Annotated in this window: 1 protein-coding gene; it reads right to left on the bottom strand. The window is 57.9% G+C overall.

The annotated features are described in order from the left end of the window. Positions 1 to 387, bottom strand: a 387-nt coding sequence (locus HJV72_RS18830) for an InlB B-repeat-containing protein (RefSeq protein WP_208073389.1), incomplete at both ends; no start/stop codon positions are given.

Below are 387 nucleotides of genomic sequence, written 5' to 3'. Positions count from 1 at the left end.
TCCTTGTCATATGTGAACCCTGTGAACGTCGTCGGGTTCGCCGTCGCCAGCGTATCCGTCTCTCCGAACAGTTCATCCTCCGTCAGGCCTACCGTATACTTCCCGTCCAGGCCTTCCAGATAGTGCTCTACCTTATACTTCGTATCTCCGTCGGCCGTGAACGTTCCGGTTATCTCCACGTCCTCTGCCGGCATCTCGAACGCTTCCGGCCTGCTCCAGCCGCTGAACGTATAGCCTTCCTTCACAGGCTCTGGCTTGATGCTTACCTGCTCGCCGTACCTGTAGCTCTCTGCGCCTTCATATGCCGCCCCGTCCACCTTGTACGTCACGTTGTAGCTGTTCCTCGTGTAGTACAGCCGCAGCGTCAGGCTTCCGTCTCCGGCTATC

Source organism: Extibacter sp. GGCC_0201, from assembly GCF_017566055.1.
Lineage (GTDB): Bacteria > Bacillota > Clostridia > Lachnospirales > Lachnospiraceae > Extibacter.
This window is presented reverse-complemented; position numbering and strand designations above follow the sequence as displayed.